Raw genomic sequence first — 3,169 nt, 5'->3', positions numbered from 1 at the left:
GGCTCCGGCACGGCGCCCGAGACGTCGTCCGGCTCGCCGGGCGGCGCCGGCGGGTCGCAGGACGGGCCCGACGAGCGCACGCGCCGAGCCGGCGACGCGCGAGCGACGCCCGCGACCTCGTCGGACCGGCAGCCCTCGCAGCCGGACGCGACCTCCACCCGCAGCCGCCACCTCGACCTCGTCGTCTGACGACCAGCACGGACAGGACCACGCATGAGCATCGACACCTCGTACGCCACGGGCGCGACCGGCGCCACGGCCTCGACGACCGCCACCACGCCGAGCGGCACGCTCGACCAGCAGGCGTTCCTCAACCTGCTCGTCGCGCAGCTGCGCAACCAGGACCCGTCCTCGCCGATGGACTCCTCGCAGCTCATGGCGCAGACCACCCAGCTCGCGACGATGGAGCAGCTCACCACGCTCACCGACACGTCGCGCGAGGCGTTCGCGCTGCAGATGCGCGTCGCCGCCGCCTCGCTCGTCGGGCAGACCGTCTCGTGGGCCGACGCCGAGGGCGTCAAGCACTCGGGCGTGGTCGACGCCGTCGACTACGCGGGCTCGGTGCCCGTGGTCACGGTCGGCGACGAGAAGATCCCGCTCGACCAGGTCGCCACCGTCACGCGCACGGGCTCGTCCACCGACGACGAGTCCTGACCCGGCCCCCGCGCCGCACCCGCCTCCTCACCTCACCACCCGCGCCGTCCGGCGCGGCCCTCGAAGGGAAACCGCCATGCTCCGCTCCCTCTTCGCCGGCATCAGCGGCCTGCGCAGCCACCAGACGATGCTCGACGTCACCGGCAACAACATCGCCAACGTCAACACGACGGGCTTCAAGTCGTCGCAGGTCGTGTTCCAGGACACCCTGAGCCAGCTCCTGACGGGTGCGGGCGGCGCGCAGGACGGCGTGGGTGGCACCAACCCCGCGCAGATCGGTCTCGGTGTGCGCGTCGCGGGGGTGACCACGAACTTCACGCAGGGCGCGTCGCAGATGACGGGCCGCAGCACCGACATGATGATCCAGGGCGACGGCTTCTTCGTGGTCCGCAAGGGTGCCGAGACGTACTACACGCGTGCCGGCTCGTTCGACTTCGACGCGACCGGCCAGATGGTGCTCCCCGGTGAGGGCGCGCTCGTGCAGGGCTGGATGGCCGTCAACGGCGTCATCGACACCAACGGGCCCGTGACGGACCTGAGCGTGCCCGCCGGGACCGTGATGCCCGCCGTGGCGTCCACGAGCGTGACCTACAAGGGCAACCTCGACGCCGCCGCGCCCGACGGCACCGTGCTGCACCGGACCATCGACGTCTACGACGCGACCGGCTCCGCCCGCACGCTGACGCTCACCTTCACGAAGTCGGCCGCCGGCTGGGCCGTCGAGGGCTCCGACGGTGCCGCGACGGTCGCGTCGACCGCGATGACGTTCGACGCGGCGGGCGCCCTGACGTCCCCGACGACGATGACCGTGGGCGGCGTGGCCGTGGACCTGTCCACGCTCACGGGGTTCGCGGGGCTCGACACGGTCAAGGCCGACTCGCAGAACGGCCAGGGCGCGGGCACCCTGCAGTCGTTCACGCTCGGCGCCGACGGCACGATCATGGGCTCGTTCTCCAACGGCATGAAGCAGGCGATCGGCCGCATCGCGCTGTCGGCGTTCACCAACCCCGCGGGCCTCGAGAAGGCCGGCGGCTCGCTGTTCCGCACGACCGTGAACTCCGGCGAGCCGGCGATCGGCACGGCCGGCACGGGTGCGCGTGGCTCGCTCGCGGGTGGTGCGCTCGAGATGTCGAACGTCGACCTGTCCTCGGAGTTCACCAGCCTGATCGTCGCGCAGCGCGGCTTCCAGGCGAACTCGCGCGTCATCACGACGTCCGACGAGGTCCTGCAGGAGCTCGTCAACCTCAAGCGCTGACCGCCCGGGACGCACGCACCCGGGCACGTCCCGGCGGCCTCGCCGAGCACCACCGCGCACCGCGCCCCACGCCCACCCGGGACGTGGGGCGCGGTGTTTGCCGGGTTCGTGGCGGTCCCGGGGCGTGGGAATGCGTGGGAATGGACCGCGTTCCGCCAAATCCCCACGAGGCCCGGTGGCGAGCCGCTACGGTCGCGTGTGAGCGCTCACATGGAGGCTCACCGCGACCGTGCGGCACGACGACGTGCTCCGGCGCGGACTTTCTCGATGAGGAGAAGGCATGCTGAACAGGTCACGTCGTACCCGCGGGATCGCTGCCACGATCGCCGTGCTCGCCCTCGGTCTCACCGCGTGCAGCACGGGCTCGGACGGCAAAGCGACCTCGACCAGCACCGCCGGCGGCGGCCAGGGCGGCACCATCAAGGTCGGCTTCTCGCAGCTCGGTGCCGAGTCGGGTTGGCGCACCGCCAACACGGAGTCGGTCAAGGCGAGCCTGACGGCGGAGAACGGCATCGAGCTGGTCTTCAGCGACGCGCAGCAGAAGCAGGAGAACCAGATCAAGGCCCTGCGCGACTTCATCGACCAGGGCGTGGACGTCATCGCGTTCTCCCCGGTCGTCGAGACGGGCTGGGACGAGGTCCTGCAGGAGATCAAGGACGCCGAGATCCCGGTCGTGCTCGTCGACCGGACCGTGGACACGCTCGTCGTCGACCCCTACGTGACGTGGATCGGGGCGGACTTCGAGGCGGAGGGCATCACGGCGGGTGAGTGGGTCGTGGAGAACCACCCCGACGCGAAGATCTTCGAGCTGCAGGGCACGCTCGGCTCGGGCGCGCAGGTCGACCGCGAGACGGGCTTCGACGCCACCGTCGGCGCGGACCACATCGTCGGCAAGGCGTCCGGCAACTTCACGCGTGCCGAGGGCAAGGCCGCCATGGAGGCCGCGCTGCAGGCGTACCCCGACATGAACCTGCTGTTCGCGCACAACGACGACATGGGTCTGGGTGCGATCGAGGCGATCGAGGCCGCGGGCAAGGTCCCGGGCAAGGACATCATCATCGTCACGATCGACGGCGTGCGCGACGGCCTGCAGGCCCTCGTGGACAAGAAGTTCAACTACGTCGTCGAGTGCAACCCGGTCTTCGGCGACCAGATCCTGGACGCCATCAAGAAGGTCCACTCCGGGGCGCAGCTGCCGCGCACGACCATCGTCTTCGACCAGGCGTTCGACCAGACCATCACGCAGGCCGACGTGGACGC

General features: G+C 70.9%; 4 protein-coding genes. All 4 read left to right on the top strand.

Features of this window, described 5'->3' with window-relative positions:
- A partial coding sequence (locus CWIS_RS19705; protein ID WP_048344594.1) for a hypothetical protein occupies nucleotides 1-189 on the top strand: 189 nt, incomplete at its 5' end.
- Between the two features lie 24 nt (nucleotides 190-213).
- A complete protein-coding gene (locus CWIS_RS17310; RefSeq protein ID WP_048344593.1) occupies nucleotides 214-654 on the top strand; it encodes a flagellar hook assembly protein FlgD in 441 nt (146 codons plus the stop codon).
- Nucleotides 655-730: 76 nt separating this feature from the next.
- Complete coding sequence (locus tag CWIS_RS17305) at nucleotides 731-1,909, top strand: flagellar hook protein FlgE (RefSeq protein WP_048344592.1); 1,179 nt, start codon at nucleotides 731-733, stop codon at nucleotides 1,907-1,909.
- A 280-nt stretch (nucleotides 1,910-2,189) separates the two neighbouring features.
- A partial coding sequence (locus tag CWIS_RS17300; protein ID WP_082156582.1) for an ABC transporter substrate-binding protein occupies nucleotides 2,190-3,169 on the top strand: 980 nt, incomplete at its 3' end.

The organism is Cellulomonas sp. A375-1 (genome assembly GCF_001040865.1).
GTDB lineage: Bacteria > Actinomycetota > Actinomycetes > Actinomycetales > Cellulomonadaceae > Cellulomonas > Cellulomonas gelida.
The sequence above is the reverse complement of the archived record's forward strand: the minus strand, read 5'-3'. Positions and strand labels throughout refer to the sequence as shown.